This window comes from Caldicellulosiruptor sp. DIB 104C, assembly GCF_028198085.1.
GTDB lineage: Bacteria > Bacillota > Thermoanaerobacteria > Caldicellulosiruptorales > Caldicellulosiruptoraceae > Caldicellulosiruptor > Caldicellulosiruptor saccharolyticus.
In genome coordinates this window covers 1,427,479-1,452,566 of sequence record NZ_CP116337.1, presented here as the reverse complement: position 1 = coordinate 1,452,566, position 25,088 = coordinate 1,427,479, and the positions used below count along the sequence as shown (strand labels likewise).

28 protein-coding genes are annotated in these 25,088 nt (G+C 34.7%); 26 read left to right on the top strand and 2 right to left on the bottom strand.

The features are described 5' to 3' along the window. Positions 1–13 precede the first annotated feature (13 nt). The 23 genes from PGC14_RS07485 (at position 14) to PGC14_RS07375 (ending at position 20,887) form a co-directional block, all read left to right on the top strand. Positions 14–727: a type 1 glutamine amidotransferase gene (locus PGC14_RS07485; protein ID WP_083931420.1), complete on the top strand. Its 714-nt coding sequence runs from the start codon at positions 14–16 to the stop codon at positions 725–727. A 183-nt stretch (positions 728–910) separates the two neighbouring features. Continuing rightward, positions 911–1,933, top strand: coding sequence for a BMP family lipoprotein (locus PGC14_RS07480; protein ID WP_271629869.1), 1,023 nt, complete (start codon positions 911–913; stop codon positions 1,931–1,933). 104 nt (positions 1,934–2,037) lie between these two features. Then, on the top strand, positions 2,038–2,772 hold the full coding sequence (locus PGC14_RS07475) for an S-methyl-5'-thioadenosine phosphorylase (RefSeq protein WP_271628553.1): 735 nt from the start codon (positions 2,038–2,040) through the stop codon (positions 2,770–2,772). A gap of 19 nt (positions 2,773–2,791) precedes the next feature. Further along, positions 2,792–4,303 (top strand): ABC transporter ATP-binding protein, encoded by a 1,512-nt coding sequence (locus PGC14_RS07470; protein WP_271628552.1) that lies wholly within the window; start codon positions 2,792–2,794, stop codon positions 4,301–4,303. Positions 4,304–4,310: 7 nt separating this feature from the next. After that, positions 4,311–5,384: an ABC transporter permease gene (locus PGC14_RS07465; protein ID WP_271629868.1), complete on the top strand. Its 1,074-nt coding sequence runs from the start codon at positions 4,311–4,313 to the stop codon at positions 5,382–5,384. A 1-nt stretch (position 5,385) separates the two neighbouring features. Further along, positions 5,386–6,315, top strand: coding sequence for an ABC transporter permease (locus tag PGC14_RS07460; RefSeq protein WP_039764259.1), 930 nt, complete (start codon positions 5,386–5,388; stop codon positions 6,313–6,315). Between the two features lie 20 nt (positions 6,316–6,335). Next, complete coding sequence (locus PGC14_RS07455; RefSeq protein WP_271628551.1) at positions 6,336–7,067, top strand: GntR family transcriptional regulator; 732 nt, start codon at positions 6,336–6,338, stop codon at positions 7,065–7,067. 4 nt (positions 7,068–7,071) lie between these two features. Next, positions 7,072–7,479 carry a cytidine deaminase gene (gene cdd, locus PGC14_RS07450; protein WP_011917824.1) on the top strand — a complete coding sequence of 136 codons (408 nt, stop codon included), beginning with the start codon at positions 7,072–7,074 and terminating at the stop codon, positions 7,477–7,479. A gap of 39 nt (positions 7,480–7,518) precedes the next feature. Beyond that, on the top strand, positions 7,519–7,689 hold the full coding sequence (locus PGC14_RS07445) for a XapX domain-containing protein (RefSeq protein ID WP_011917823.1): 171 nt from the start codon (positions 7,519–7,521) through the stop codon (positions 7,687–7,689). 33 nt (positions 7,690–7,722) lie between these two features. Next, entirely contained in the window at positions 7,723–9,048 is a 1,326-nt protein-coding gene (locus PGC14_RS07440; protein WP_011917822.1) for a pyrimidine-nucleoside phosphorylase, read from the top strand. A 23-nt stretch (positions 9,049–9,071) separates the two neighbouring features. Beyond that, on the top strand, positions 9,072–9,734 hold the full coding sequence (gene deoC / locus PGC14_RS07435) for a deoxyribose-phosphate aldolase (RefSeq protein WP_271628550.1): 663 nt from the start codon (positions 9,072–9,074) through the stop codon (positions 9,732–9,734). Positions 9,735–9,772: 38 nt separating this feature from the next. After that, positions 9,773–10,942, top strand: a complete 1,170-nt coding sequence (locus tag PGC14_RS07430; protein ID WP_271628549.1) for a phosphopentomutase — start codon at positions 9,773–9,775, stop codon at positions 10,940–10,942. A 37-nt stretch (positions 10,943–10,979) separates the two neighbouring features. Further along, positions 10,980–11,795, top strand: coding sequence for a purine-nucleoside phosphorylase (locus tag PGC14_RS07425; protein ID WP_271628548.1), 816 nt, complete (start codon positions 10,980–10,982; stop codon positions 11,793–11,795). Between the two features lie 124 nt (positions 11,796–11,919). Then, positions 11,920–12,273, top strand: a complete 354-nt coding sequence (locus PGC14_RS07420) for a response regulator (protein WP_127352164.1) — start codon at positions 11,920–11,922, stop codon at positions 12,271–12,273. Positions 12,274–12,289: 16 nt separating this feature from the next. After that, the gene (locus PGC14_RS07415; protein WP_271628547.1) at positions 12,290–14,212 is read left to right on the top strand and encodes a chemotaxis protein CheA; all 1,923 of its coding nucleotides are present in this window, start codon (positions 12,290–12,292) and stop codon (positions 14,210–14,212) included. A 4-nt stretch (positions 14,213–14,216) separates the two neighbouring features. Beyond that, positions 14,217–14,699, top strand: a complete 483-nt coding sequence (locus tag PGC14_RS07410; RefSeq protein ID WP_127351531.1) for a chemotaxis protein CheW — start codon at positions 14,217–14,219, stop codon at positions 14,697–14,699. A 25-nt stretch (positions 14,700–14,724) separates the two neighbouring features. Beyond that, positions 14,725–16,275: a methyl-accepting chemotaxis protein gene (locus PGC14_RS07405; protein WP_271628546.1), complete on the top strand. Its 1,551-nt coding sequence runs from the start codon at positions 14,725–14,727 to the stop codon at positions 16,273–16,275. A gap of 157 nt (positions 16,276–16,432) precedes the next feature. Further along, complete coding sequence (locus PGC14_RS07400) at positions 16,433–16,987, top strand: ECF transporter S component (protein ID WP_271628545.1); 555 nt, start codon at positions 16,433–16,435, stop codon at positions 16,985–16,987. Then, positions 16,984–17,736 (top strand): DUF6873 family GME fold protein, encoded by a 753-nt coding sequence (locus tag PGC14_RS07395; protein WP_271628544.1) that lies wholly within the window; start codon positions 16,984–16,986, stop codon positions 17,734–17,736. The genes PGC14_RS07400 and PGC14_RS07395 overlap by 4 nt, the downstream gene beginning before the upstream one ends. An 88-nt stretch (positions 17,737–17,824) precedes the next feature. Next, entirely contained in the window at positions 17,825–18,718 is an 894-nt protein-coding gene (gene ytxC, locus PGC14_RS07390; protein WP_271628543.1) for a putative sporulation protein YtxC, read from the top strand. A 99-nt stretch (positions 18,719–18,817) separates the two neighbouring features. Then, entirely contained in the window at positions 18,818–19,120 is a 303-nt protein-coding gene (locus PGC14_RS07385; RefSeq protein ID WP_039764275.1) for a YerC/YecD family TrpR-related protein, read from the top strand. A 6-nt stretch (positions 19,121–19,126) separates the two neighbouring features. Next, positions 19,127–20,242, top strand: a complete 1,116-nt coding sequence (locus PGC14_RS07380) for a class I SAM-dependent RNA methyltransferase (RefSeq protein WP_307742485.1) — start codon at positions 19,127–19,129, stop codon at positions 20,240–20,242. A gap of 48 nt (positions 20,243–20,290) precedes the next feature. Beyond that, the gene (locus tag PGC14_RS07375; RefSeq protein WP_271628541.1) at positions 20,291–20,887 is read left to right on the top strand and encodes a tropomyosin; all 597 of its coding nucleotides are present in this window, start codon (positions 20,291–20,293) and stop codon (positions 20,885–20,887) included. A 79-nt stretch (positions 20,888–20,966) separates the two neighbouring features. Here PGC14_RS07375 and PGC14_RS07370 read toward each other — a convergent pair whose 3' ends face one another. Further along, complete coding sequence (locus PGC14_RS07370) at positions 20,967–22,841, bottom strand: hypothetical protein (protein WP_271628540.1); 1,875 nt, start codon at positions 22,839–22,841, stop codon at positions 20,967–20,969. 23 nt (positions 22,842–22,864) lie between these two features. Then, complete coding sequence (locus tag PGC14_RS07365; RefSeq protein ID WP_011917811.1) at positions 22,865–23,977, bottom strand: S1C family serine protease; 1,113 nt, start codon at positions 23,975–23,977, stop codon at positions 22,865–22,867. A gap of 221 nt (positions 23,978–24,198) precedes the next feature. Here PGC14_RS07365 and PGC14_RS07360 point away from each other — a divergent pair, with 221 nt between their 5' ends. From PGC14_RS07360 to PGC14_RS07350, 3 genes are all read left to right on the top strand, one after another. After that, entirely contained in the window at positions 24,199–24,402 is a 204-nt protein-coding gene (locus PGC14_RS07360; RefSeq protein WP_039764279.1) for a 4Fe-4S binding protein, read from the top strand. A gap of 9 nt (positions 24,403–24,411) precedes the next feature. Next, positions 24,412–24,669 carry a metal-sensitive transcriptional regulator gene (locus PGC14_RS07355; RefSeq protein WP_011917809.1) on the top strand — a complete coding sequence of 86 codons (258 nt, stop codon included), beginning with the start codon at positions 24,412–24,414 and terminating at the stop codon, positions 24,667–24,669. A 194-nt stretch (positions 24,670–24,863) separates the two neighbouring features. Beyond that, on the top strand, positions 24,864–25,088 hold the full coding sequence (locus PGC14_RS07350) for a sulfurtransferase TusA family protein (RefSeq protein ID WP_011917808.1): 225 nt from the start codon (positions 24,864–24,866) through the stop codon (positions 25,086–25,088).

Here is a 25,088-nt window from a genome sequence, read left to right as displayed (position 1 = left end):
GGAGCTAAACATTGTGAATATGTTTCCAGAAGCTTTAAATTTATATGGTGATAGGGGTAATATCATTACGCTGCAAAAAAGATGTGAATGGAGAGGTATAAAAGCAAATATAGTTGAATATAACTTCAATTCTAATGTAGACATTTTAAAAACTGCAGATATAATCCTACTTGGAGGGGCCTCTGACAGGGAGCAAGGAATTATGTTTAGCCATTTGCTAAACTTAAAAGACCTGCTTAAAAGTCTGATTGAAGATGGAGTTTGCCTGCTTGCAATTTGTGGAGGGTATCAGCTCTTAGGGGAGGCTTATATTGATGCAAACCAAAATGTAATAAAAGGACTTGGGATATTGGACTTTTATACTAAGTCTGAAAACAAAAGACTAATTGGGAATATAGTCATTGAAACAACATTAGATGTTTTTCCGAAAACAGTAGTAGGTTACGAAAATCACGGTGGTAGGACATATCATGGTTATCAACCTTTTGGCAAGGTCCTAAAAGGTTTTGGCAATAATGGAAATGACAGGTTTGAGGGGCTAATTTATAAAAACGTTATAGGTACTTATTTGCACGGTCCTCTTCTTCCTAAAAATCCACATGTTGCAGATTATATACTCGAAAAAGCTCTTGAAAGAAAGTATGCTTTTGATGCTTTGGAATTCGAGAAGTTAGATGACACTTTAGAGTACATGGCTCACGAGAAAGTAAAGGAATTGTATATGTAAAACAATGATTGTAGCAAGGGGCTGCGACACAATAAAGCAGCTTTTTATATTATAATTCACAAATTTACAAATTTTCATATTGACTTTTTTGAACAAAGATTATAAAATAGTAATGTCAGATGTCAGATGTTAGATGTCTGACATCTAAAAAATAAAAAGGGAAGTTTGCTTTTTATGAAGAATATGAAGAAAAGGCTATATGCAGTGTTAAGTCTTGTTATTATTGCGGCGCTTTTGCTAAGCTTAAATGTATCTTGGAACATGGCAAGAGGGTCTACACCCCAAAAAACTTTTAAGGTAGGTCTTGTCACTGACGTGGGTGGCGTCAATGACAGAAGTTTCAACCAGTCGGCATATGAAGGTTTAAAGAAGGCAGAGAAAGAACTCAAAATCAAAACAACTCTCATTCAATCAAAGCAGATGACAGACTATATTCCGAATTTACAAAAACTTGCAAAAGCTAATTATGATTTAATTATTGCAGTTGGTTTTCTAATGCACGATTCAGTTGTGACAGTTGCAAAGCAGTTTCCAAAGACAAAATTTTTAATTATTGACTCTGAGATCTCTAATCTTCCTAATGTTGCCTCGGCTATGTTCAGAGAAGAACAAGCAGGCTACTTAGCAGGTGTTGCAGCAGCTTCGCTTGAAAAAGCTAGATTTGGCAAAACAACTGGAAAGAATGTATTTGGAGTTGTTGGTGGTATGAAGATTCCACCTGTTGACAGATACATCGCAGGTTTTAAAGCTGGGGTTTTGAGAGAGATTCCAAAGGCAAAGGTTATAATCAAATATACTGGTAAGTTTGATGACCCAGCATCAGGTAAACAAGTAGCCCTTTCTATAATAGCACAGGGTGCAGATTTTGTATTCCAGGTAGCTGGGCAGACAGGTTTTGGTGTTATCCAGGCTGCAAAAGAAAAGGGAGTTTATGCAATTGGTGTAGACTCAGACCAAAACTATGTGGCACCAAACACTGTTGTTACCTCTGCAATGAAGAGAGTTGATGTCGCAACATATAGTGTTATAAAAGATACATTAAATGGTAAATTCAAGAGTGGTATTATTTACTTTGATTTAAAGAACAACGGTGTTGGACTTGCCCCATTTATGAAAGGTGTTCCAAAGAGTGTAAGTGACAAAATAAACAAAGTAATTGCTGAGATAAAGGCTGGTAAGATAAAGATACCAACAGAGGTAAAGTAATACCATGTAAGTTTTAAAGGCCTGCTGGGCAATAGCTAATATCACAGCAGGCCTTTCGACAATATACAGGTTTATGACACGAATGGAAAGGAGATCTAATCCATATGATAGGGATAATAGGTGGTTCTGGATTTTACTCTTTTTTGGAAAATGTTGAAGAGATAGAGATTGAAACCCCGTATGGCAAACCAAGTGATAAAATAGTAATTTCAAAAGTAGAAGGTAAAGAAGTTGCGTTTATTCCGAGGCATGGTAAAACCCATATTTACCCTCCTCATAAAGTGCCATATAGGGCAAATATATATGCATTAAAAGAACTTGGTGTTGATAAGATTATTTCAACAACAGCGTGTGGAAGCTTAAAAAAAGAGATTATGCCGGGTGATTTTGTAATTGTTGACCAGTTTGTTGACAGAACATGGGGACGAGAGGATACATTTTCGGATATTGGAAATGTAAAGCACACCTCCATGGCACAGCCTTATGATGAACAGATGAGAAAAATTGCAATCAATGTTTTAGAAGAACTTGGATATAGATTTCACAAAAGAGGTACATGTGTAGTTATTCAAGGACCGCGATTTTCTACCTTAGCTGAGAGCAGATGGTATTCCAAAATGGGATTTGACGTTATTGGAATGACTCAGTATCCTGAAGTGGCATTAGCAAATGAGCTTGGAATAAAGTATTTAAATATAACTATTGTAACAGATTATGATGCTGGCCTGGAAGATGACCCGAATATAAAACCTGTTTCACATGAAGAGGTTTTGAGAGTGTTTTCTGCAAATATAGAAAAACTCAAAACTGTTATTATTGAAATAATAAAAAGATTGTAAAGACAGGTGGGGCGTGAAAATGGAATATATTTTAGAAGTAAGAGGTATTTCAAAAAGATTTGGTAATATTCTTGCAAATGATAATGTGAATTTAGATGTTAAAAAAGGCGAAGTACATGCCATCCTTGGTGAGAATGGGGCAGGAAAGTCTACTTTAATGAATATAATCTATGGGCTTTATGAACCTGATTCTGGAGAGATATATTTTGAAGGACAAAAACTTGATATCAAAGGTCCTCATGAAGCAATCGAAAAAGGAATAGGAATGGTTCATCAGCATTTTATGTTGATACCTGTATTTACGGTGGCTGAAAATATTGTTTTGGGATTTGAGCCAAAAGGTTTTAGGTTTAATGTTCAGGAAGCTGAGAAGAAAATTCTTGAAATTTCAAAGAAATACAATTTAGAAATTGACCCAAAAGCAAAAGTTGGAGATTTAAGTGTAGGTATGCAGCAAAGAGTAGAGATATTAAAGGCTTTTTACAGAGATGCAAGGCTTTTGATACTTGATGAGCCAACGGCAATGCTCACACCTCAAGAGACAAGAGAGCTTTTTAAAATTATAAATAACCTCAAAGCTCAGGGAATATCCATACTGTTTATAAGCCACAAGCTTGATGAGGTTATGGAAATTTCGGATAGGGTTACTGTTATGAGAAGAGGAAAGACAATAAAGACCTTGAATACAAAAGAAACCAACGAACAGGAACTTGCAAATTTGATGGTTGGAAGAGAGGTTAAACTTGTTGTTGAAAAAAATGAGCCACAGTTAGGTGAGACTGTACTAAAGGTTGAAAACCTTTCAGTTAAATTAAAAAGCGGTATTGAAAAGGTCAAAGATGTAAGTTTTGAAATAAGAAAAGGAGAGATTTTTGGCATAGCAGGCGTTGATGGAAATGGTCAAAATGAGCTTGTAGAAGCTATTGTTGGACTTATTCCCTCGACAGGAAAGATAATTTTCAATAGCCAGGAGATTCAAAACCTTCCCACACGCAAACGTTATGAAAAAGGAATTGCTTATATTCCAGCAGACAGGCAACAGGATGGACTTGTTTTGAACTTTACAGTTGCAGAAAATATTGTGCTTAAAAGATACTACAAAAAGCCATATTCAAATAGAGGATTTTTAAATTATAAAATTATAACTCATGAGGCTGATAAACTCATTCATGAATTTGATGTGCGTCCACCAGATTTTAGACTATTTGCAAAGAATCTTTCAGGTGGCAATCAGCAAAAAGTAATTTTGGCAAGAGAGTTTTCAAGCAGCCCAGACCTTTTAATTGCTGTTCAACCAACAAGAGGAATGGATGTGGGTGCGATTGAGTACATCCACAGAAAGCTCATTGAGCTTAGAGACAGTGGTAAGGCAATACTACTTGTTTCTTTGGAGCTTGACGAGATTTTGAACCTGTCTGACAGGATTGCTGTGATGTACTCTGGAAGAATTATGGATATATTAGATAGCAAAACTGCAACAAAAGAAGATATAGGACTTTTGATGACAGGCAAGAAAAAGAAGGAGGCTTAAAATGGTGATGGTAAAAAAAGCTTTACAGAGTATTTTAATGCCACTTATTGCTATTTTTATATCAATGATTGTAGGCGGGATTGTGATATTAATCACAGCAAAACAAAATCCCATTTATGCGTACATAGCACTTTTTAGCGGAGCATACGGAAATCTAATGAACTTTGCAACAACGTTGACAAATGCAATACCACTAATAATAACAGGCCTTGGTGTTGCGATAGCATTTTCCTCTGGGCTTTTTAATATTGGTGCTGAAGGACAGTTTTGGATAGGTGCAATTGTTGCGACTTATCTTGGGTACCAGATAAAAGGTCTTCCATGGTATCTGCACATTCCTTTAATAATTGTCTGTGCTATGATAGCAGGTGCACTGTGGGGTGGACTTGTTCCGGGGTTGGCAAAGGTTTACACTGGTGCTCATGAGGTTATTACAACTATGATGATGAGCTACATTGCTATCTATTTTAGCCACTATCTATTAGAAGGCGGGCCGATGATGGACAAGGGGACAATACCTCAATCGCCGCTAATTCAAGACAGTGCAAAGCTAAGTATTTTAGTGCCAAATACACAGCTGTCAGGTGGACTTTTCATTGCAATTTTAGCAGTTGTGGTGGTTTATGTTCTCATGTACAAAACCACAATAGGTTATGAACTCAGAGCAGTAGGTTTTAATATGAAAGCTGCGAGATATGCAGGTATAAATGTTGCGAGAAAACTTGTTTTAGCTATGGGACTTTCAGGTGCATTTGCAGGTCTTGCAGGAGCTGTTCAGATAATGGGTGTGCAGCACAGACTATATGATAGCTTTACATCAGGATATGGTTATACTGCTATAGTTGTTGCGCTTCTTGCAAATAACAACCCAATTGGTGTTGTGATAGCAGCACTTTTCTTGGCAGGACTTTCAACAGGCGCGCAGGAGATGCAGATGCAAACAAATATTTCCGGCCAGCTTGCTGATGTTGTGGTGGGGCTTATAATCTTCTTTATTGCAATTGAAGAGCTTTACAGGATTATTATGGAAAAGATAAAAACCAGAAAATCAAAGTTGGAACCGGTAGGAGGTCAAGAGTGAAATGAATTTACTCAGTATTTTTACAAATCCATATTTGTGGGCATCAACCATTGCAATGGCAGTGCCGCTTGCACTTCCGGCAATTGGCGGAACTTTTTCTGAACGAGCTGGTGTTGTTAATATTTCTATGGAAGGGATAATGCTAATTTCTGCATTTGTTTCTGTTGCATTTTCGGCATACTTTCACAATGCATGGCTTGGGCTTTTAGCTGGAGTAATCTCAGGTATTTTGGTAGCATATGTATTTGCGTGGGCGGCTGCAAAAATGTACGCAAACCAAATAGTTCTTGGTATGGCTTTTAACATATTTGCATCAGGTATTACTGCTTATCTTTTCAATGCAATATATGGTCCTGAAGGAACGCCATTTGATACACCAAAACTTCCTGATGTTAAGATACCTGTTATTGATAAGATTCCTATAATTGGTCAGATTTTAAGCGGTCAAAATGTGATGGTTTATATAATGTTTGTTTTGATAATACTTAGCCAGTGGTTTTTGTTCAAGACAACTGTTGGGCTGAGACTAAGAGCTGTTGGTGAAAATCCAGAAGCTGCTGAAACAGCTGGTATAGATGTTGTAAAAATGAAGTATCTTGGTGTAATTCTTGGTGGAGCATTTTCAGCCCTTGGTGGGGCATATCTTTCAATTGGGGTTTTGAACAGTTTTTCACCTGAGATGTCGTCAGGAAGAGGTTATATAGCTTTAGCTGCTATGATTTTTGGTAAATGGACACCTGTTGGTTCATTTTTAGCATCACTTTTATTTGGTTTTGCAACAGCCCTGAGCTATACTTTGCAAGAATCATCAATTTCAAAAAACATTATCATGATGTTACCTTATGTGGTTACAATCTTGGCATTGATTGGAATAGGTGGCAAAAGCGTTGCCCCGGCAGCTGACGGTATACCTTACAGACCTAAAAAATAAGGGAAAGGAGTGGGTGGACTGTGGAGAGTGCAGAGAGCGTTGTTTATCCACCCAGGTATGAATTGGTGTTGCGAAAATTAAAGCACCTTATCGAAGAAAAATTCAAAGAGGGAGATAAGCTTCCGTCTGAGGTAGAACTTGCAAAATTTTTTGGTGTCAGTCGGGCTACTTTAAGAGAGGCAATGAGGATATTAGAAGAGGAAGGATATGTTATTAGAAAACATGGAATAGGCACTTTTGTTGCATCAAGACCAATTTTACAAACAGGTATGGAAGAACTACAAAGCATAACAAAACTTATGGAAAAGCAGGGGTATCAACCACATACAAAAGATGTAATTATTACACGTACTTATCCAAATGCAAAAGAAGCACATATGTTGAAAATTGGTCAAAATGAAGAGATTATAAAAATTGAACGTGTAAGACTTGCCGACAACATACCAGTTGTATACTGCATAGATAGACTTCCTGCTAAGCTTTTTGGTGAGAAATTTGAATTTAAGGGAGAGTCACTTTTTGACTATTTAAATGATAATTTGGGAATATATATTGCATATGCAGTCTCTGATATAATTCCAATGCTTGCTGAAAAAAATGGGATATATAAAAAGTTGGAGCTTGAAAAAAACGATGTTGTACTTTTGCTTGACCAAATACATTTTGACCAAAGTGATACTCCTATATTATATTCTTCAAATTTCTTTTCACCCAAAAAGTTTAGATTCTACATTGTAAGAAAGAGGGTATAAAAAGATGAAATACTTAACCGAGATTGATAATACGTTAAAGAGTATTTTGAATTTAGCAAAAGAACAGCAAAGTAGGGCCTATGCACCCTATTCAAACTTTAAAGTTGGGGCGGCGGTTTTAACACAAAGTGGAAAAATGTATTTAGGCTGTAATATTGAAAATGCCTCCTATTCTCTGACAATCTGTGCTGAAAGAGTTGCTCTTTTCAAAGCAATTTCAGAGGGCCACAAAGATATTAAGACTATTTTTGTAATCGGCCCTCAAAATGAACCCATTTCGCCATGTGGTGCGTGTAGGCAGGTTATGCTTGAGCTTGCAAAAGATGCTACAATATATCTTTCAAACTATGATATGACTAAAATCATTGAAACTTATGCAAAAGAGCTTTTACCCTATGGCTTTGATTTATAAATTATCGAACAAAATGATTTTCAGGAGGGAAGACAAAGGTTGAAGGCAATACTTCTTTCGCTTCTCACAGGTTTTATAGTTGGAGCAATATTTAAGATTCTCAAGCTACCTATTCCTGCACCAAATGCTCTGGCAGGTATTGCGGGTATTTTTGGGATTTTCTTAGGTGCTTTTGCTATAGAGCAGCTCTTAAAATTGTTTACAAAATAAATCTTTAAAGATGAATAAGAAGGTGAGATTTTTATGTTGATAACTGAAATTATACGCAAAAAGAGAGATGGGTTTGAGCTTAACAAGGATGAATTAGAGTTTCTAATAAATGGGTATATTAATGATGAAATTCCTGATTATCAAATGGCAGCATTTTTGATGGCAGTTTATTTTCGAGGAATGTCAAAAGAAGAGCTGACTACTTTTACAATGCTGATGGCTCAGTCAGGTGAGATGGTAGACCTGAGTAAAATAGAGGGGATAAAGGTTGACAAACATTCAAGCGGTGGGATAGCTGACACAACAACTCTTGTACTAATACCTCTTGCAGCATCAGTTGGAGTAAAGGTTGCTAAAATGTCAGGTAGAGGACTTTCACACACAGGTGGCACAATTGACAAGTTAGAATCAATCCCTGGGTTTAGAACAGAACTTTCTAAAGATGAATTTATTGAAGCTGTCAACAGAGTTGGAGCGGCAATTGTTGGACAGTCGAAGGACCTTGTTCCTGCTGACAAAAAGATTTACGCTCTGAGAGATGTTACAGCAACAGTTGAGTCAATTCCACTCATTGCATCCTCTATTATGAGCAAAAAGATAGCAGCAGGGGCTGATAAAATAATTCTTGATGTCAAATTTGGAAAAGGTGCTTTTATGAAAAGCTACGAAGATGCAAAAGAACTTGCCAAAACTATGGTTGAAATTGGCAATTTGGCTGGCAGGGGAACAGTGGCATATGTGACTGATATGAATCAGCCGCTTGGACTGATGATAGGGAATTCCTTAGAGGTTATTGAAGCAATAGAAGTATTAAAAGGAAGAGGACATGAGGATTTGAGAAACCTTTGCATTGAATTTGCAACAGAGATGATGATTTTATCGGGTGTTGAGAAAGATAGAGAAAGAGCAAAAGAAAGACTTATTGAAAGCATTGAAAAAGGCTGGGCACTCAAAAAATTTGAAGAGATAATTCAAAACCAAGGTGGAAATCCTGAAGTTGTTAATGATTATTCACTGCTACCCCAGGCAAAATATGTTTATGAACTGAAATGCGAAGAAGACTTATATATAAAGGATATTGATGCGTTAAAACTTGGAATAGCTGCTTTAAAACTTGGCAGCGGTAGACAGAAAAAAGAAGACGTCATAGACTACTCAGTTGGAATTGAGCTGTTTGGCAAGATAGGTAGCAAGATTGAAAAAGGCAAGCCTTATGCGCGGATTTATGCAAACGATGAAAGAAAACTAAATGAGGTCATATCAGATGTGGAAGATGCCTTTACGTTCTCACGAGAATATGTAGAGAAGAGAAAGGTCATATTTGCTAAAATAACAAAAGATGGTATATATGAAATGTAAGATTTTATAAGGAGTGGTTAGAAATGACAAAAAAAGAAATAGCAAAGTTTATTGATCATACGCTTTTAAAATCAAATGCTACTCATGCAGACATAAAAAAGCTTTGTGATGAAGCGCTCAAATATTCTTTTGCCTCAGTTTGTGTCAATCCATACTATGTAAAGGTTTGCAAGGAGTATTTAAAAGACTCACCGGTTAAAGTTGCAACTGTGGTAGGTTTTCCACTTGGTGCAACTTCCATGAAAACTAAGATATTTGAAGCAAGAGAAGCATTTGAAGATGGAGCAGATGAAATAGACATGGTTATAAATATTGGAGCTTTGTTAGAAGGAAATGTAGACTATGTATACGAAGAGATAAAAAATATTGTTGATATTGCAAGGGGGTATAAAAATAAGATTGTAAAAGTGATTATTGAAACATCTGAGTTAAGTGACCAACAGAAGATAGAAGCATGTAAAATAGTGATGGCTGCAGGAGCTGATTTTGTAAAGACTTCAACAGGCTTTTCCAAAAGTGGTGCCAAGTATGAGGATATACTTTTGATGAGAAAAGTGGTTGGTGACAAAATAAAGATAAAAGCTTCAGGCGGTATTAGAACCTATGAAGATGCACTTAAAATGATAGAAGCAGGTGCAAGCAGGATTGGTACAAGTTCTGGTATTGCAATTGTTTCAGAAGATTAAACTGAATTTTTACTTTTCTGGGAAGGGGATTTTCTATCATGAAGGTAGTCCTAATTGTACTTGACAGTGTAGGTGTTGGTGAGTTAGAAGATGCAAAACTATACGGTGATGAGGGAAGCAATACACTTTCAAATACTTCATATGCTGTTGGTGGCATAGAGCTCAAAAATATGTATAAGCTTGGAATAGGAAATATTACAGACATAAAAGGCACACCCCCGAATCCAAATCCAATTGGCGCTTTTGGCAAGAGCAAGGAAAAATCAAAAGGTAAAGATACAATTACAGGGCATTGGGAAATAGCAGGGGTTGTGTTGGAAGAACCATTTAAAACTTTTCCTAATGGGTTTCCAGAAGAACTTATTGAAGAGTTTGAAAGACAAATTGGCAGAAAAGTGCTGGGAAATAAAGTGGCATCTGGTACTGAAATAATAAAAGAGCTTGGAGAACAGCATATGAAAACTGGCTACCCTATTGTGTATACCTCGGCAGATTCTGTATTTCAGATTGCTGCTCATGAAGATGTCATTCCTCTTGATGAGCTTTATAGAATATGCGAGATAGCAAGAAAAATGTTGGTTGGTAAATGGCTTGTTGCAAGGGTTATTGCAAGACCTTTTATTGGAAAAGACAGAAACAGTTTTGTCAGAACTTATAACAGAAAAGACTTTGCAGTTGAGCCACCTTATGAGACACTGCTCGATAATGTAAAAGAAGCTGGACTTGAAGTTGTAGGTATTGGCAAGATTGAAGATATATTTGCAAAGAGAGGCTTGAGCATGAGCATTCACACAGAGGGGAATATGGATGGGGTTAATAAAACCCTCCAGGCAATGGATGAGGTAAAAGATGGGCTTATATTTACTAACCTTGTAGACTATGACATGCTCTATGGGCATAGAAATGACCCAATAGGGTATGCTAAGGCCTTGCTTGAGTTTGATGAAAGACTTCCTGAGATTATTGAAAAGCTTGAAAAAGACGATATTCTTATAATTACAGCTGACCATGGGTGTGACCCAACAACGCCCAGTACAGACCATTCACGTGAGCATGTGCCAATATTGATATATGGTCAAAAAATTAAAAAAGGTTATAATCTTGGAACAAGGGAGAGTTTTTCTGATATTGGTCAGACAGTTGCTGAGTATTTGAAAGTTAAAGCCTTGCGAAACGGAGAGAGCTTTTTAAAAGAAATTTTGATATAATTTTAATTGGAATTTTTATAAAAATTGAGGTGATTTTATGTATTACCAAAAGGTCAAAGAGGCTGCTGAATTTATTCAACGTCACCTTCCTCAAGTTCCAGAGATTGCAATAATTTTGGGAAGTGGCCTTGGAGAGTTTGCAGAGACAATTGAAGATAAGATTGTATTAAAATATTCTGAAATTCCTTATTTTCCTGTCTCGACAGTAAAGGGACATAAAGGGAACTTGATGTTTGGAGATGTCAAAGGTAGAAAGGTTTTAGCGTTTCAAGGGAGATTTCATCTTTATGAGGGGTACAAGGTTGAAGAGGTTGTGTTTGGAGTAAGAGTTGCAGGCTTGCTTGGGGTGAAGAATCTAATTGTGACAAATGCAGCAGGTGGGATATCACAATTTTTATCACCTGGGGATTTAATGGTAATAAAAGACCATATCAATCTTTCTGGTGAAAATCCAGCAATAGGTGAGGATGCTCAGTATTTTGGTGAAAGATTTTTTGACATGACATATGCATATGACAAAGAGACAATTGAAAAGGCAAAGGATGTTTACAAGAAAAATGGAGTTGACTACAAAGAAGGAGTGTACGCATTTTTAAAAGGTCCTTCATATGAAACACCCTCAGAGATAAGAATGCTCAAAATACTGGGTGCTGATGCAGTTGGCATGTCAACTGTTCCAGAGGTCATTGCTGCAAGACAGATGGGAATTAGGGTTTTTGGTATTTCGTGTATAACAAACATGGCTGCTGGGATCTTAGACAAAAAGCTTTCTCATGAAGAGGTAATTGAAGTATCAAAGGCAGTTGAAGAAAAGTTTATAAAAATAATTAGAGATATAATTGAGATAATGTAAGAAAAAGATAACAGCTCCTACATCGCAAACTAAAAGCGGTGTAGGATTTTTTTGTTTGTTATACAAATAAGCTGGGTAAATATTAAAATAGGGAATTTTTTGCTGCGGGGAGGTAGTTAGGTTCATGAAAAAGGTTTTGATTGTAGATGACGCAGCATTTGTTAGATATTCGTTAAAACATACATTAGAGAAGTATGGATTTGAAGTTGTTGGCGAGGCTTGTGATGGGAAGAGCTGTTTAAGAATGTTTTCTGAGCTCAAGCCTGACATTGTCACACTTGATATTACTATGCCGGAGATGAATGGGATAGAGGTTTTAAAAAAGATTATGGAAATTGACAGAAATGCAAAAGTGGTTATGATAACAGCGCTTGGACAGGAAGAAAAAGTAAAAGAAGCGGTTCTAAACGGGGCAAAGGGCTTTATTGTGAAACCCTACAAGGAAGAACATCTTGTAAAACTGCTAAACTCTCTGTAAAAAAGAAGGTGGCAGTGTGAATGAGTTAAATAAAGACCCTATGTTTGAGATATTTATTTCTGAAGCAAGGGAAATTATAAATGGTTTAGAAAAGGTATTTGTAGAACTTAAAGAAGGAAATATAGAATTTAAATCTGCTGTTGAAGAAGCGTTAAGACTATTGCATACCTTAAAAGGCTCGTCAGCCATGATGGGTTATCAAGATATCTCAGAGGTTTGCCACAAGGTAGAAGACATCTTTGTAAATCTAAAATCTTCAAGCATTTTAACATTAAATATCGATAAATTTATTTTGAGTATGTTAAAAATTATTGATTTTATGAATTCGCAAGTTGCCTCAATTGAAAATACATTACCACTATCTTCTTATGAAGATATTGAAAACGTTTTATTAGAATTAGAAGGTATTTTACAAGAAACTGAACAAAAGGCAAAAAGTGAGAAAGGCCAAAGGTACTCAATTGTTATGTGGTTTGAAGATGGCTGGGAAATGGAGAATTTGCGTGCATTTTTGATTGTTCAGAAGCTAAAAGAATATGTAAATGTTTTAGAGTATTTTCCACCAAATATAGAGGTTGATGCTTCAACTGCTGAGATGATAAAAAAAGAAGGTTTTAAAATAGTAATTGAAACCTCACTTAGTAAAGATGACATTTTATGTCTTTTTAATGATTTTGTGTGGATTAAAGACATTAGGGTAGAGGAAAAGACAAAAGATGCAAAGAATATTTCTGAAAAGAATCATGAAAAGGAAGAGTCTACTATAAAGAACGTACAGTCAACAGGGCGGCTTATCAATGTCAATGTCGAAAAAGTAGATAGGTTAGTTGATCTAATTGGTGAGATGGTTGTAACATTTTCTATGTTAACACAGCATCCTGATATACAAGAGATAAAGAGTGAGGGTTTTAAAGGTATAACGTTGCAAATGTCAAAGCTTATAAGAGACCTGCAGGAAATAGCTATGTCTATGAGAATGGTACCTCTTTCTAATACATTTCAAAAGCTAAAGAGAATTGTAGTTGAGATGTCTGCAAAACTAAATAAGCAGGTTGAGGTACAGATAAGTGGTGAGGAAACAGAGCTTGACAAGGTTTTAATTGAGTATTTGACAGACCCACTAATTCACATAATCAGAAATGCAGTTGACCATGGTATAGAGGAAAAAGAAGAACGACTAAAAAAAGGTAAATCACCACAAGGCAATATCTTTATAAGTGCTAAAAGTAGTGGCTCTGATGTTTTAATAACTATTGAAGATGATGGAAGAGGACTTGATAAAGAAAAGATTATAAAAAAGGCTTTAGAAAGAGGACTTATCTCTGAGAAAAGCGATGTGGATGATCAGCTTGTATATGACTTGATCTTTCAAACAGGCTTTTCTACTAAAGAAGAGGCAACTGAATATTCAGGTAGAGGAATTGGCCTCGACATTGTTAAGAACAATATTCAGAAGATAGGAGGCAGAATATTTGTAGACTCTCAAAAAGATATAGGTACCAAGTTTACTATTAGAATTCCACTCACTTTAGCAATTATTGATGGGATGCTTGTAAAGGTAAATGAACAAATATTTGCTTTACCTCTGTCTACTATTGTAGAGACATTTAAAGTTGAAAAAAAAGATATTGTTACTGAAGGGTATAATCAATTTATATACAAAAGAGGAGCTTGTTATAATGTTGTTGACTTGCGAAGAGTCTTCTACCACAAAGAAGCCTTAGCAGACGAAAGACCATTTTATTTGGGAGTTATGGTGAGCAATGGGAGCAAGGTGGCTGTGCTATTGGTTGACCAAATGGTTTCTCAGCAGCAAGTTGTTATAAAATCACTTCCTCAAATCATTGGTGAGGTAAGAGGAATTTCAGGATGCACACTTTTGGGGAATGGTGGTATTGCTCTGATTTTAGACATTGATAGTTTAATAGAAAGGTGGTGAAAATATGCAAGACCAGGCAATAAATATAGAATTAGAGGAATTAGAAGAGGGTATGAAAGATAAATACCTTATATTTATGGTAGATGAACAATACTATGGGATTGAAATAAAATACGTGATAGAGATTATAGGTCTTTTACCTATTACCTATGTCCCCCATCAGCAAGAGTACATCAAAGGAATTGTCAATTTAAGAGGAAAAATAATACCTGTGGTTGATGCAAGAATAAGATTAGGGAAAGAATATAAGGAGTATCACGAAAGAACGTGTATAATTGTTGTGAGCATAGCTGATTTTCAGGTTGGAATCATTGTTGACCATGTTAGTGAGGTTGCAATTATAAAAGAAGACGAGCTTGCACCTCTTCCAGAAGTGGAAATGCAGGCTGCCGAGAGATTTGTAAAAAGTGTAGCAAATTCTTCTGGGAGACTGATTCTCTTGCTGGATTGCGAAAAATTTGTCAATCCGAACAAAATCGGAATTTAAAAATAAAAGGAAAGGATGTGAATGTATGAAGTTTTTTAGAGATATGAAAATCTCATTAAAGATTTTGGCGGGGTTTTTTGTGATTTTAGTTTTGATTTCTATTATGGGGGCTGTTGCAGTAAATAGCTTAAACAAGATTCATAATTCTTACATGACAATGTACGAGAACAACGTAAAGGCATTCGTGTATATTAGTGGTGTATTAGAAGGATTTGAGAGACAGAGAGTAAACTACAGAAATGTTTTGTTGTCCCGAAATGCTAATGAGTTGCAATCTTATCTGCAAAAGGCGGATGAAATAAACAACTATTACAAGTCCAACTTACAAGAATTTTCAAAGATAATAAAAGAAAAAGAGATCATTGATGAGTACAAAAAACTAGTAAATTATCTTGAACAGTATGACCAGCTTACAAATCAAATATTAGAACTTGCTAAGACAAATAAAAAAGAAGCAATTAACCTTCTGTTCAAGCCAAGTTCTGCTCAGCTTGTGACAGATGTTCAGAATTCAATAAACAACTTATACGACATGGAACGAAAATACATTGAAGGGTTAAATGCCCGAAACAACAAGTTAGCTTTTCAAACAAAAGCTCTTCTAATAGTTGTTATTGTAATCTCAATAGGTGTTGCAGTAATCTTAGCTTTACTTATCTCAAATGTAATTAGCAGACCTCTAAACAAAATGGTTTTTGTTGCCGAGGCAATAGCAGATGGTGATTTGACAATTGAAGTGGAAAATGGTTCTAAAGATGAGATAGGAAAGTTAGCTGGAGCATTTGATAGAATGGTAAAAGGTTTAAATGAGCTTATACACGGGATTAAGACCTCTGCAGAGCAGGTTGCAATTGGTGCAAAACAGCTGGCTGATGCCTCACAAAACCTTGCCCAAGGTGCAACAGAGCAGGCAACTGTTATTGAGCAGCTTAATGCCTCGGTTGAAGAAGTATCAGTTCAGACAAAACAAAATGCACAGAATGTTGAAGAAGCATCGAAGTTTGCGAGTCAGATAAGGGAAGATGCCAAAATAGGTATGGAACAGATGGAACATATGATGAAGGCAATGGAAGAGATTAGCTTGGCATCATCAAATATATCAAAGATTATAAAGACAATCGATGAAATAGCATTCCAGACAAACATATTAGCCTTAAATGCAGCAGTTGAGGCAGCAAGGGCAGGTAGTTATGGCAAGGGATTTGCAGTTGTGGCTGAAGAGGTGAGAAACTTGGCAACGCGAAGTGCAAATGCTGCAAAAGAGACAAGTAGCCTGATAGAATCTACTATAAAGAAGATAGAAGCAGGTGATAGCATAACAAAACAAACACACGCGGCTCTTGACAAAATTGCAAAGAGCATTGACAAGATGGCAATGATTATGAACGATATTTCCTATTCATCAAAAGAACAGTCAGAGGCTATAGCCCAAATTACAGAAGGTATAAATCAGGTGGCAAATGTTGTCCAGAGCAATTCAGCAAATTCTCAGGAGACTGCTGCTGCCTCAGAAGAGCTTTATAGTCAAGCAGATACACTTAAAAACCTTGTTGAAAGGTTTAGAACGAAAAACTAAGAGTAAATAACGATCTGTTTGAAGGGCTGTTGTAAGGCAAAACTTAGAACAGCCCTTTTAATCTTTTGTATCGATACAGATAGCTAATGGAGTTTTGATTTTTATTTTTTATGATATAAAATTGTTGTGGGATAAATTTCTTTGTTGAGGTGAGAATATGGACAAGAAAACTAAGTTTTGGATATTTTCAGGAATATTGATAGGAGCTGTTTTTGTGTTAACCTTTACAATTAAAATACCTTTGCTAACAGGCTACTTTAATATCGGTGATGTTATTATTATGCTTGCATCTATTTTGTTTGGCAAGGGAGTAGGGTTTTTATCGGGTTCTTTTGGTTCTGCTCTTTCAGATATAGCTTCTGGTTATTTAGTCTATGCTCCATTTACATTTATCATTAAAGGATTGGAAGGGTATATATGTGGTCTTACATTTGAAAAGTTAGAAAAAGATAAAAAACCAAATCTTGGTTTTATTGTAGCAACCGTACTCAGTGGTATTTGGATGGCAGTTGGTTATTTTTTGTCAGAAGCTTTTGTGTTAAAATATGTGTCATCAGCATTAAATGTTAATAGAGACCTGCAGTTTGGATTTAAAACGGCGCTTGTAAATCTTCCGTTTAATTTGTTGCAAGGGATATTGTCAGCTGTAATTGCTATAGTATTAATTGTGCCACTTTATAAGAATAAATTTATTGGGAAGATGAGAACTTGAGATATATAAAATTTCCGCATTTGCCAAGTAGAAAAGTCACCCATGTTTTGATTGATAAAAGAGCTTATAATAAGACAGTCTATATGTTAGAAGATTTAAAGATTGAAGCAATTTTTTGCGAAAAATCAAAAGATGTATATAATGCCATTTCATCTCATCCAGACATATTTTATTTTCACTATGAAGATAATATAATATTTGCCGCTCCCAACTCACCAAAGAAAACTACAGACGAACTTTGTAAGTTGGGATTCAATATAATGTTTGGTGAAAGGAATATATCTAAAGAGTATCCAGGGGACATTGGTTATAATTTAGCAAGGATTGGTAACTTCGTCTTTCACAATTTCAGATTTACTGATAAAATTATTTTAAAGTACATTGAAAAAGATAACTTAAGGAAAGTACATGTAAACCAAGGATATTCAAAGTGTTCAATATTAATTATAAACGAAAGGGCGATTATAACCTCAGACAAGAAGATTTACAAAAAAGCTCTTGAAAATAACATAGATGCACTTTTAATAGTACCCGGGTTTATAAAATTAGAGGGTCTAAACTACGGATTTATTGGTGGTTGTGGAGGATTGATTGACAAAGATGTTTTAATTTTTAATGGTGATATATCAAAGCATCCAGATTATAGCAAAATAAAAGAATTTCTAAAGAAATATAAAATTGAATGCTTGTGTACAGAAGGCTTTGAGCTTTCAGATATAGGTTCAATCATTCCTTTGTGTCAGCAGTAACAAAAAGAGCATACTTAAAAAGAATTTTTGCGGGTATATTTATTATAGTCCCTTTGCTCAAAGAATATTATTCAGGGATGTGAAAAAGATGCAAATATTGAGTTTGGGAGTGGCAGAAGAACCTTTCTTTGTATATAATAGATTAAAAAAACAATTTGATGAACTTGAAAATATAAAAAGGCTCTCGATAGAGCAAGGGCAGAGCGGAGAAATAACCTTTTATGGAATATTTTTGAGTGATGAGGAAATAAAGAAGAACCTTGATTTATACACATATGAAAGAATAAAATATTTCATTGCTGCAGCTCTGTGCAATGTGATAATTGATTATACAAAGGAGAAGCTGATTTGCAAATTGGTAGATGAAAACTACTATTTTTTGGATGGTATAGAAAAAGAAAAGATTTTGTTTGAAAGTAGAAAAAGAATGGATGAGATAGTTGAAAGCAGCGGATTTTCAAATATTAGATATGAGATAATTAAAAAGGTTTTAGACTTTCTTGATTATAACTTTGAATTTAATTTTGAAGGCTTTTTGACATTTAGATTAAAGGAATATCTTAAAATCATAAACAATATCATTGAAGATGCAGCAAGCAAGTACTTTTTAGAAAGAGAGTATATCCAGTTTATAAACTTGTTGAAATACTTTTTAGATCTCCAAAATACAAAAATAGATTTAGTCCACATAGTTCCTGATGAAGAAGCGTATATTCTATATGACAAAGAACTTAAAGAGATAAAAGACGAGTTTTTTGAAATGTTATCAAGAAATTTGAAGTTAAATCTTAGCAAAGAGGATATATTGCTCAGCAGATTAATATCTCTTTCGCCCCAGCAAGTTATCTTTCACAGACATTACAGCTCCAATCTCTCTCAGGATATTTTAGAGATACTTTCTCTTGTATTTGAACAGAGAATTCGCTTTTGTGATGAGTGTGAGATTGAAAAATCAAAGACTATTACCAAAAGTGAGGAATAAATCCTCACTTTTTTTATGCTGGTGTCAAACAAAGTTTACTTCAGCTATTTAAAGTGATATAATTTTAAAGGGAATAACCTCGAAGAGGTGCAAAAGGGTATGAATCAAAAGCTAAAAAATAAGATGACCGACCATCTTTTTGAAGCCATACTGGAACTTAAGACAATAGAAGAATGTTATAACTTTTTTGAAGATTTGTGTACTGTAAAAGAGATTCAGGAACTTTCGCAACGATTTGAAGTTGCAAAGCTTTTATTTGAAGGTGCAAAGTACAGTGAGATAACCCAAAAAACAGGGGCTTCTCCTGCTACAATAAGCAGAGTAAATAGATGTTTAAATTATGGAGCAGATGGATATAGAACTGTATTAGAGAGAATAAAAAGAAAAAACAAGATTGGATGAGCAAAAGTGATGGAACTTTTTATAGCAACAGCCTTTGGTGTTGAATCTGTAACAAAAGAGGAATTGATAAGATTAGGATATAAAGATTTAAAAGTTGAAAATGGAAGAATATTTGTTCGAGGAGATATAGAGGATATTCCAAGGCTTAATATAAATCTTAGGACTGCAAATAGGGTTTTTGCCATACTTAAAAAATTTAAAGCAGAGACGTTTGATGAGCTTTTTAGTGGCATTTATGATTTTGAGTGGCAAGAAATTCTTCCCAAGGATGCTCATATTCTTATAACAGGCAGGTCTGAAAAGTCCAAACTTTTTAGTATAAGCAGCTGCCAGTCTATAACAAAGAAAGCTATAATTGAAAAGTTAAAGAAAAAGTACAGTGTATCATGGTTTGAGGAGACAGGGAATCTCTATAAGATTGAGATTGCTCTTTTGAATGATACAGCATATGTACTTTTTGATACAACAGGTGAGTCTCTTCACAAAAGAGGATACAGAAAACTTCAGTCACTTGCGCCTTTAAAAGAAAATATAGCAGCGACATTGGTAATTTTGAGCAGGTGGAGACCTCAACAGGAGGTTTTATGGGATCCCTTTTGTGGTTCGGGAACAATTCCTATTGAGGCAGCTATGATTGCTAAAAATATTGCACCTGGTTTAAATAGGACATTCTTAGCTGAGCAAAATAGTTTTGTGTCTCAAGATTTATGGAACAAGGCAAGACTTGAGGCTATTGAAAAAATTGATTATAAAAGTAAATTTAATATTTTAGCTTCTGACATAGATGAAAAGATGATTTATATTGCAAAGACTAATGCAAAAGCTGCAGGGGTTGAAAAGGATATAAGATTCTTTAAAGCAGATAGCAGAAAAATCAAAAAATCTTCTGACAAAGGCATAGTTATTACAAATCCACCTTATGGAGAGAGGATAGATAATAGTGACATTTTTAATCTTTATAGGGATTTTGGAAAATGTCTAAGAGATTTTAGTGGCTGGAGATTTTTTATTTTATCTGGCTATGATAAGTTTGAAAAGGCGTTTGGCAAGAAGGCAGACAAAAATAGGAAACTCTACAATGGGAAGATTAAAACTTATCTTTATTTTTATATTCAAGTATGATAAAATTAAGAAAAAAGTTCCACAATTTATAAGGAGTGCAGAACAAAGATGAGTGATAACAATGTTTTAGAACTTGTAGTATCTTCTTTACAGACTTTAAATGCGTCGTTTGAAAACGTGGGGAAAAGACTTGAAAATATTGAAAAGCAACTCGAAGGTATGGGGAAACGGATAGATAGCATGGAAAAACGACTTGATAGCGTGGAAAAACGACTTGATAGTGTGGAAAAACGACTTGATAGTGTGGAAAAACGACTTGATACCATGGAAAAACGATTTGACCAGTTAGAAAAGAGATTAGATAGCTTAGAGCAAAGGCTGGATAGAGTGGAACAAAGACTTGATATGGTAGAGCAAAGATTGGATAGAGTAGAGCAAAGATTAGATAATCTTGAAATGAGGGTCACAAGATTAGAAAATGAAGTAGGAGAACTCAAAGATAATGTGAAAGAACTTAACAGAAGAATGAATGCAGTATATGACCAGGTTGCATTCTTAACAGAATTTAGGACGGAGGTTTTAATATTCAAAGATGAGACAAATAAGAAATTTGAAAAAGTCACCAAAGAGCAAGAAGCAATAAAGGATTGGTTAAAGGACCAAGAAGTTGAAATAAGAACCTTAAAGCTTGCCCAAAATCAGTAAGAACAAGAGTGTACATAGTGAGATAAGAAAGTTAAAAGGGCTGCTGCTTTTTTAAATGCCGTGCAGCCCTTTTGAATTTTTATTCATTGTTTTTTTTCTTAAACTTTTCTAAATCTTCATTGGCAAATTTCATATTTAGTTTAGAGAAGTTTATTTTGTCAATCTTGATTGTATTTATCGACTTTACAAAATTGTCTAAAGTAATACTATTCCAATAAAGAACAGGCACAGATAAATCAATAGTATAGTAGTACTGCTTGTACTTTATCATGTATATTACCCTGTTTTGAAGACTTAAGAAATTAAAGTCTCGATTAGGATTTCCCTTTGCTAAGTTTGGTAGTTTGCTTAGGTTGTATACATAAGTGAACTTGTAAATTGTAAGTTCACCAGTTGAGTACTTTTGAAGGCTCATATCAACTGTTTTACTTTTATATTCATTGCTTTCAACCCAAGCTTGCATAGCATTTTTTATAATTTTCTCAGCTGGATCGAGATTAATGCCACCGTTTATTGTTAAAGTTGAATATGGTGTATTGTAAAGTGTGATTGTTTCGACATCTGATATTCCCTGAGAAATTGGAAGAGCAGTTGCATTTATTACTTGAGTGTAATAACTGTAATAATAGTATGGAATATTTGTTTTATAATCTTTAGATATATTCATTTCAAATGGTGCTTTGCTGAGCTTTACAGTTTTAGAAGTGCTTTGTGGTTTTAAATCACCCGTCCAAAGTATAGAATCAAGGTATTTGCTTTTTGCTGGTATTGGTTTGAATGAGTTTATAATCCTATCATATTTTTGTTTGTCTTTGTTATATTTGTCCTCTTTGACATAAAGCTTTACAAAATATTTGTTGTTATTGAAGTCCACATACATTCTTTTTTCAACGAAATTTTTCTGGAGGCTCTTTCTTATATTGAGCTCAAAGAGTTTGGCTTTTGCACCATTTATATTTAAAGTTTTAGAAGAAATTATCTTGCAAAGAGATTTGTTATAAAGCTCAACGTTTTTCATCTCAAGTTCAACCCACTTGTCAAAACTTACATTTGAATTAGCAACAAAACTGACAGAGAGATATTCGTCATACTCTTGCTGCTCACCTTGTGGTGGCGTTGTAACTACATCTTGCTGTTTTTGAGTATTTAACCCCATTTCTTCATCTGTATAAAGTGGGGCAAAAGACTGGGTTGATGAGTTATATTCAAGGTTATAAATGTCAGTTGATTTCCAATAAGGTGGCAGGTCAATCTGCCAGCCATAACTTGTATTTTTATGAACTCTCCAGCTTGTTACGTTGTCTGCTAAATCCTTTATATTAGGGTTTTTTGAATCAAACTGAAGTTCAAATGAATCAGCTATTTTATACAGAAGATTTTTATGCTCGGTATAAAAGTTTAAGTCCATGCTGATTGTGAGTCTATAAATGTAGTTATACTTCTTGTTTTTGCTAAGATAAATACGTGTAAAATTAAAGGTGCCAGAACTTTCTTCTTCATCTACAAAAACGTAAAAAGAATCTGTATAGACACTTGTGATTTCAATGTACTCTTGCCCATTTTTATCTTTACCTTTTTTCAACGAATATATTTTAGAAACCGAGCCATAATTATTTATAATGTCTGAGCCGTACAACAAAATTTCATCTAAGGAAGAAAAGCCTTCTTTGTTTAGAATTGCTTCAACACTTATATTTGCTTTATAGCTACTGCTAGACATTGAAAAATAACTTCCTTTTGGGTCTTTGTTAATATAAGCATCTTGGGGCATGTATATTGACCAGTTGTAAATGCTATTTCCAACTCTATTTTTGTTGACATCATCTTTTGAAAAAACTGTGTAAAAGTCAATAACTCCATCATCATCCTGAGCAAAACTAAAAGGAGCAACCAAAGAGATCAGAAAAGTGACAAGTAGGGAAGCTATTAAAAATCTTTTTAATTTCTTTACCATCAAATATCATCCTTTCTATGTTTTTATTTATTTTCTGGATACTCTTTTAGCACTACTTCTTTTTCAATTACCTTTCCGTTTCTCTTGATATTAATCTTTACCTTATCACCTGGAAGATATTTCATAAGGGTTTGATTATACTCTGCAATTGAATTGACAGGATAATTGTCAATTGACACAAGTATATCATTTTCTTGAATAAATCCTTTTAAAGGACTATCTTCTTTCACATCAATTATTTTCAATCCAAGAGTAGATGGCAAACCAACAATAGAAAGCCAGCTGTCTTCAAATTCAAGTCCTAAATAACATCTTTTTATTTTACCAAATTTTTTATAGTGGTTCAAAAAATAGAGAATATTTTCAGCAGGAATTGCAAAATTAATTCCCTGAAAATATTCAATACCTAAGGTATTTATGCCGACCAACTTCCCTTGCATATTTACAAGAGGACCTCCACTATTTCCAGGGTTTATAGCTGCATCTGTTTGCAAAAATGTATAAGTTTCATCTACTGGTCTGTTTAATCCACTGATTATTCCTTTTGTTACACTGTTCTGCCAACCCAAAAAAAGTGGAGTTCCAATTGCTAATACTTCTTGTCCCACTTTTATATTTTTGGGGTCTTCGATTTCGATTGGATTTATATTGGTACGATTTACTTTCAAAAGAGCCAAATCTATGTCTTTATTTCTATACAATACTGTTGCTTTATATGCTTTAGCATCATAAAAAATCACATAAGGTTGTTTCATGTCTTCTACAACATGGTTGTTTGTGAGGATTAAACCGTTTTTGTCAATGACAACACCAGACCCGTGCGTAAGCCCTGCAGGTATCTTGCTGTAGTAAAAGTCATCTGCTTTTATCTTTTTGCTGTCACCAATTATTGCTACAACAGATTTGTTAACTTTATCAATTACTTCGCTTATAGATAAGTCCTTTTTTTGAATGGTCACTCCATCTTGGGATTTTACATAATCAAAACCGAAAAAATCTTTCAAAGAGTCTAAATCCACATACATTTTGCCATTAATTACTTTTGGAGTTACTTTAATTGACTGAGCAAATGCCACGTTGAAAATGAGCAAAAAGACAATAAAAAAAACCAGATACATCTTACATAGCTTTTTCATTATAAAACCTCCCGTGTATAAATTTGTTACTATTTAATTATAACATATTTTATCAAAAGATGTTATACCCTAAGAAAGAGGTTTTCAAACTTTCCTTTTTGGGATTGATTATTTTGCATTTTTGAGTTATAATAAACTTGAAAATTGAAATACACCCCCATGGTATAGGGGTTACAAATAGAGGTTGCAAAACATTTTGAGAAAGGAGCAAAAGATAGAAAATGAAAAAGGCAGTACTTAACAAAAATCTATGTGATAGGTCGCCGTTTTGCCCAGCTTCACGTTCGTGCAAGTTTGGAGCAATAAAGAGAAAAGTGCACGGTTTTTTTGATGTTGAGATTGAAATAGACAAAGAAAAGTGTACAGGATGTGGGGGTTGTACAAGGTATTGTCCTCAAGGTGCAATTGAAATTGTTGAAGAGTAGGTGTTTGAAATGCCTGACAAGGAGAGAAAAGAAGAGATTCTAAGTAGACTAAAAAATATTAAAGGTCACATTGATGGTATTATTAAAATGGTGGAAGAGGAAAAAGAATGCGAAGAGATTATGCTTCAAATAGCTGCAGTAAAAAACGCAATAGAAAAAGTTGGTTATTTTATAATCGAAAGTCATGCTGCAGAGTGCTTGTCAAGCGTAGGAAACAAAGATGATATCCAAAGGATTTTAAATATAATGATGAAGTTTTTGGGGTAAAAAAACTCCTAAAAAGTCAAGAGTGTCTTTCTTTTTTTAAACTCATTTGAGACATTGTATTTTGTGTAAAAGTGTTATTATTTTAACAAAGTGTTTTGTAAAGAATTTTATTGTGTGCTTTTGTTAAATAAATCCTATTGCTAAGGGGTAACAATATAAAAAGTTAAAAATAAAGTTTTTGGAGGTGTGTGATTGTGGCAGAATATTTTATTGATGCAAAGGGTCTTCAGTGTCCGGGGCCTATTACTCAACTTTTTAAGCAGATGAAAGAAGCTCAAAGTGGTGACATAGTCACAATTGAGGTGACAGATCCAGCATTCAAAAGAGATGTGGAGAGCTGGTGTAAAAAGACAAAAAATGAACTTTTGTCTTTAGAAGAAGTAAATGATGTTATAAAAGCTAAGATAAAGAAAGCTTAA